This window comes from Pseudoalteromonas sp. SR43-5 (assembly GCF_014163835.1).
Lineage (GTDB): Bacteria > Pseudomonadota > Gammaproteobacteria > Enterobacterales > Alteromonadaceae > Pseudoalteromonas > Pseudoalteromonas distincta.
In genome coordinates this window covers 23,830-29,829 of the sequence record NZ_JACJEA010000045.1, presented here as the reverse complement: position 1 = coordinate 29,829, position 6,000 = coordinate 23,830, and the positions used below count along the sequence as shown (strand labels likewise).

4 protein-coding genes are annotated in these 6,000 nt (G+C 39.5%); 2 read left to right on the top strand and 2 right to left on the bottom strand.

The genetic code is table 11. The features are described 5' to 3' along the window. Window positions 1-69: 69 nt before the first annotated feature. Complete coding sequence (locus H5090_RS19200) at window positions 70-2,292, bottom strand: NADP-dependent isocitrate dehydrogenase (RefSeq protein WP_182672153.1); 2,223 nt, start codon at window positions 2,290-2,292, stop codon at window positions 70-72. A 511-nt stretch (window positions 2,293-2,803) separates the two neighbouring features. After that, window positions 2,804-3,022, bottom strand: coding sequence for a cold shock domain-containing protein CspD (gene cspD / locus H5090_RS19195; protein ID WP_002962500.1), 219 nt, complete (start codon window positions 3,020-3,022; stop codon window positions 2,804-2,806). A gap of 208 nt (window positions 3,023-3,230) precedes the next feature. On the opposite strand from cspD, the gene clpS reads away from it, so the two are divergent. Next, the gene (gene clpS / locus H5090_RS19190; RefSeq protein WP_002962498.1) at window positions 3,231-3,539 is read left to right on the top strand and encodes an ATP-dependent Clp protease adapter ClpS; all 309 of its coding nucleotides are present in this window, start codon (window positions 3,231-3,233) and stop codon (window positions 3,537-3,539) included. Window positions 3,540-3,632: 93 nt separating this feature from the next. Then, window positions 3,633-5,894 carry an ATP-dependent Clp protease ATP-binding subunit ClpA gene (gene clpA / locus H5090_RS19185; RefSeq protein WP_024595509.1) on the top strand — a complete coding sequence of 754 codons (2,262 nt, stop codon included), beginning with the start codon at window positions 3,633-3,635 and terminating at the stop codon, window positions 5,892-5,894. The last annotated feature ends 106 nt before the right edge of the window (window positions 5,895-6,000 follow it).

Sequence of the window (6,000 nt, the reverse complement as noted above, 5' to 3'; positions counted from 1 at the left end):
TTGTAAAGTTTAGACATAAAAAAGCCGCTTACTTTTGCAAGTAAGCGGCTTTTAAATTTAAACCGATATTTATACTAATTTAGCAAGAATATCGTTAAATGTAGTGCTTGGACGCATCGCTTTAAAGGCTGCATCATCGTTAGGCTGGAAGTAACCGCCTAAATCAACTGCAGGGCCTTGCGCATCGTTAAGCTCACTTACGATTTGCTCTTTATTAGACTCAAGGTCACTAGCGATTTGAGTAAACTGTGCTTTAAGTTCACTGTCATCATTTTGCTTAGCAAGTTCTTGTGCCCAGAATAAAGATAGGAAGAAATGAGAACCACGGTTATCAATTTCTTTCACTTTACGTGAAGGCGATTTGTTTTCAGCAAGGAACGTACCTGTTGCTTTATCTAGGGTATCAGCAAGTACTTGTGCCTTGTTGTTACCAGCAGTTACGCTTAAGTGCTCAAGTGATGCAGCAAGTGCTAAAAATTCACCTAAAGAATCCCAACGTAAGTGGTTTTCTTTTTCGAACTGTTGAACGTGCTTAGGTGCAGAACCACCCGCGCCAGTTTCAAATAAGCCACCACCGTTCATAAGTGGAACAATTGAAAGCATTTTAGCACTCGTACCCAACTCTAAAATTGGGAATAAATCTGTTAGGTAATCACGTAGTACGTTACCTGTTACAGAAATCGTGTCTTTACCTTCTTTAATACGCGCTAGTGAGAACAATGTTGCTTCAAGCGGTGCTAAAATTTGAATATCTAGGCCAGCTGTATCGTGATCTGGTAGGTATTTATTTACTTTTTTGATTAGCTGCGCATCATGTGCACGGTTTTCGTCTAACCAGAAAATAGCTGGAACGCCTGTTGCGCGTGCACGATTTACTGCAAGCTTAACCCAATCTTGAATTGGTGCGTCTTTAACCTGACACATACGCCAGATATCGCCTTGCTCAACACTGTGCTCAAGTAATGTATTACCATTTGCATCAACAACACGGATAGAACCGTCCGCTTTTGCTTCAAATGTTTTGTCGTGTGAACCGTATTCTTCAGCTTTTTGAGCCATAAGGCCAACGTTTGGAACGCTCCCCATTGTTGTTGGATCAAACGCGCCATTTTCTTTACAAAAATCGATAGTTGCTTGGTAAACACTTGAGTAACAACGATCAGGAATTACAAAGCTAGTGTCTTGTAATTTACCATCGTTATTCCACATTTGACCGCTTGAACGGATTGCTGCAGGCATAGATGCATCGATGATCACGTCACTAGGTACGTGTAAGTTTGTAATACCACGGTCAGAATCAACCATAGCAATAGCAGGGCGGTTAGCGTAAACAGCTTGAATATCTGCTTCAATTTCTTCGCGCTTAGCATCGTCTAATGTTTGGATTTTAGAATATACGTCGCCTAAACCATTATTTACATCAACACCTAGCTCTTCAAAAAGCTCACCGTGTTTTGCAAATACATCTTTGTAGAATACTTTTACAGCGTGACCAAAGATAATTGGATCAGATACTTTCATCATTGTCGCTTTCATGTGAAGCGAGAATAAAACACCTTTTTCTTTAGCAGCGTCAATTTCAGCAGCTAAGAAAGCTTGAAGCTTAGAAGCGCTGATGCTTGATGCATCAATAACTTCGCCAGCTAAAAGAGGCGTGCTTTGTTTAAGAACAGTAACGTCACCGTTAGTTGCAACATGTTCAATACGCACATCAGTGGCTGTATCAACAGTTACTGATTTTTCTGAACCGAAGAAATCGCCTTCGCTCATACTTGCAACGTAAGACTGAGAATCTTTGCTCCACGCACCCATTGAATGTGGGTTGTTACGTGCATATTCTTTTACAGAGCCTGGCGCGCGACGATCTGAGTTACCTTCACGTAGTACAGGGTTTACTGCACTACCTTTAATTTTGTCGTAAGCCGCTTGAATTGCTTTTTCTTCATCATTTTTAGGTTCAACAGGGTATTCTGGAAGAGCGTAACCTTTTGCTTGAAGCTCTTTAATTACAGCGCGAAGCTGTGGTACAGATGCACTGATGTTTGGTAATTTGATGATGTTTGCTTCTGGTGTTTTAGCAAGCTCGCCAAGTTCAGCAAGTGCATCACCGATGCGTTGTTCTTCTGTTAAATAATCAGGGAAGCTAGCAATTACACGACCTGCTAATGAAATGTCGCGAGTTTCAACTTCAACACCGGCCGCATTTGTATATGCTTGGATGATCGGTAGCAACGAATAAGTTGCTAGTGCCGGAGCTTCGTCCGTTTTTGTATAGATAATTTTTGATGTCATCATCATTCCTAGATAGTCGACCGATAAGGTCTTATTCAACAATGCAAAGAAAATCATTACTTATGAGTGAGTACATATTATTAAACAAGTTAATGAACACGTACGCTCGTAATGAATAGTTTGTTAGGTGTTGGTACTCAGCGTTGCTCTTTTATAAAAGCAGAATAGTCACACCTGACGAACTGGAATCGTATTTATAGCTAAAAAATTAACAAAAATAAATCAGCCTTTAGCCTAGTACATATAAAAGAGGCGATAAGGTGTTATGCGCAATTTTTAGCACCAAGAGTGTAACAAGCTTAAATAAAAAGGGCTAGAGGTTGAGCATGCCCAATAAGCAGTTAAACAATCAACTCTTAGAACATTGGGGTATATAAAATAAATTCAAGGAAAAGGGTTGAATTTGAATGAAAAGAGGCAATAAATAAGAGAAGAAGAGATAAGTTAGTATGCTTAAGGAATTAAGCGAGGATCTTAAAAGGTCGCTCGCTTTAGTCGAACAAAACAATCGTCACTCAATAATGTCACCATCTGGGGCAATATTTTTAGCGTGTAGGCCTTTAGGCCCTTGTTCTAATTCGAATGTTACATCTTGACCAGCTTTAAGCGTTTTATAGCCGTCCATTACAATTGTTGAGTAATGAGCGAAGATATCATTCTCGCAGCCGTCTTCTACGATGAAACCAAAACCTTTGGCGTTGTTGAACCATTTAACTTTACCACAAGCCATACTTCTACATCCTTCAATAAGTTGACTAATTTAGTTATTCTAAACCGTATAATTTGCTAGACTGACTAAGGTTTAATCAATCTATGTTTGACTGTAGTTTATTTAGCCAACCAGTCAAGTGTTTTGAGTTATTTTTTAACATTTTATTTATTTTTTATTCAAGTTTGCTTGAGTTATAAAGACAAGACTATATTTAATTATGAGTGGTATGAAAGATTCAGGTGTTATCGACACAGTTCGCGACAGTGAAAAGCAAAAGCTACAGCCGCCGCGAAAATATAAAGTTGTTTTAAATAACGACGACTACACGCCGATGGACTTCGTAATTGAAGTTTTAACGACGTTTTTTAATATGGATAGCGATAGAGCAACCGATGTGATGCTTCAGGTTCATGAAAAAGGTAAGGGTATTTGCGGTGTTTACAGCGCCGATGTTGCCCACACCAAAGTTGAACAAGTTAACCGTTACTCACGGGATAACGAGCATCCACTGCTTTGTAGTTGTGAGCAGGAATAATACCAATTTAATACAATTGGTATAAATACCAATTAGGGTGATCAAACATCCGATTGTTGTGGTATAAATTATTATCTCAGTAAGGGGTTGCCAATGCTAAACAAAGACTTAGAACTCACTTTAAATGCCGCGTTTCGTGAAGCGCGCACTCGCCGTCATGAGTTTATGACCGTAGAGCACCTTTTACTTGCGCTATTAGATAATCCTTCTGCAGGAGAAGCCTTAAACGCGTGTGGTGTTAATCTTTCAGGCTTAAAAACCGAATTATTAGAATTTATTGACGAAACAACACCCGTCATCCCAGATTTAGAAGAAGAGCGTGAAACTCAGCCAACGCTTGGTTTTCAGCGTGTATTACAACGTGCTGTGTTTCATGTGCAATCGTCAGGAAAAAACGAAGTGACGGGTGTCAATGTGCTGGTTGCTATTTTTTCAGAGCAAGAGAGCCAAGCTGTTTATTTACTTAAAAAGCATGATGTATCGCGCTTAGATATTGTTAACTTTATTTCGCACGGCATTTCAAAAGCTGATGATGAACTAGGCGACGACAGCGATGATATACATGAAGAAGTGCAAGAAGTTCAAAACGAAGAAGCAAGTAAGCTAGACAGCTTTACAACTAACTTAAACGCTCAGGCTCGTGAAGGTAATATTGACCCACTGATTGGGCGCGACAGCGAAGTAGAGCGCACGGTACAAGTATTGTGTCGTCGTAAAAAGAATAACCCATTACTTGTTGGTGAAGCGGGCGTTGGTAAAACCGCCATTGCTGAAGGTTTAGCGTACCGTATTGTGAACGAGCAAGTACCAGAAGTAATTGCAGATGCAGTTGTGTACTCACTAGATATGGGGGCATTGCTTGCAGGTACTAAATACCGTGGCGATTTTGAAAAGCGCTTTAAAAGCTTATTAAAAGAGCTTCAGGCACAACCTGGGTCTATTTTATTTATTGATGAAATACATACCATAATAGGTGCTGGCGCAGCGTCTGGTGGCGTTATGGACGCTTCAAACTTACTTAAACCACTTCTTTCAAGTGGTAAGTTACGTTGTATGGGTTCAACCACTTACAATGAGTATAAAAATATTTTTGAGAAAGACCGTGCATTAGTACGCCGTTTTCAAAAAATTGATGTACTTGAACCAAGTGTTGCTGATACCACTAAAATTTTAAATGGATTAAAAGAGCGTTACGAAGAGCACCATGGTATTCGCTACACTCAAAAAGCATTAAAAGCAGCTGCTGAACTTAGTGCTAAATACATTAATGAGCGCCACTTGCCAGATAAAGCAATTGATGTAATTGATGAAGCGGGAGCTAACCAACGTTTACAGCCTAGTTCTAAACGTAAAAAAACCATTGGTGTGGCTGATATAGAGCTAATAATATCGAAGATGGCACGTATTCCACCACAAAATGTGTCTTCAACAGATAAAGAGACTCTTAAAAATCTAGATCGTAATCTTAAAATGCTTGTGTTTGGACAAGATCAATCTATTGATGCACTTACATCGGCTATTCGTTTATCTCGCTCGGGTTTATCAAGCGAAGAAAAACCAGTGGGTTCGTTCTTGTTTGCAGGCCCAACAGGTGTTGGTAAAACAGAAGTAACTAAGCAACTTGCTAAATGTATGGGTGTTGAGTTTATTCGTTTTGATATGTCTGAGTATGTAGAGCGCCACGCAATCAGCCGACTAATTGGTGCTCCACCAGGATATGTTGGTTTTGAGCAAGGTGGGTTATTAACCGAGGCGGTTATTAAAAACCCACATGCGGTAGTGCTTTTAGATGAGATTGAAAAAGCGCATCCAGATATTTACAATATTTTACTACAAGTTATGGATCACGGTACGTTAACCGATAATAACGGTCGTAAAGCTGATTTTAGAAATGTAGTGGTTGTAATGACTACCAATGCGGGCGTACAAGAAACTACGCGTAAGTCGATTGGTTTTACTGAGCAAGATCACACGCACGATGCAATGGGCGAAATTAATAAAGTTTTCTCGCCAGAATTTAGAAACCGTTTAGATAACATTATTTGGTTTAACCACCTTGAACGTGAAGTTATTTTACTGGTGGTTGATAAGTTTATTGTGGAACTGCAAGCTCAGCTTGATAAAAAATCGGTTAATCTTGAGCTTACGCCTAAAGCGCGTGAATGGCTCGCAGATAAAGGTTATGACAAGGCTATGGGTGCACGACCAATGGCACGTGTTATTCAAGAAGAGCTTAAAAAGCAATTAGCTAATGAAATACTGTTTGGTGAACTTGTTGATGGCGGTACAGTTAAAGTATCGGTTAAAGACAAGAAGATCCGCTTTGATTACGAGAGCAATTTAACGCCAGCGTAAAACGTTAATTACACAACTAAGTTAAATAAAAATGGCCCGCTAAATAATAGCGGGCCATTTTTTTGCCATTTTTATAGGCAACAAAAAACCCAGTAAAAACTGGGTT

What these genes read in the sequence shown, in the direction of transcription:
- clpS (WP_002962498.1), top strand. Translation starts at nt 3,231, where the DNA reads ATGAAAGATTCAGGTGTTATCGACACAGTTCGCGACAGTGAAAAGCAA.
- clpA (WP_024595509.1), top strand. Translation starts at nt 3,633, where the DNA reads ATGCTAAACAAAGACTTAGAACTCACTTTAAATGCCGCGTTTCGTGAA.
- cspD (WP_002962500.1), bottom strand. Translation starts at nt 3,022, where the DNA reads ATGGCTTGTGGTAAAGTTAAATGGTTCAACAACGCCAAAGGTTTTGGT.
- H5090_RS19200 (WP_182672153.1), bottom strand. Translation starts at nt 2,292, where the DNA reads ATGACATCAAAAATTATCTATACAAAAACGGACGAAGCTCCGGCACTA.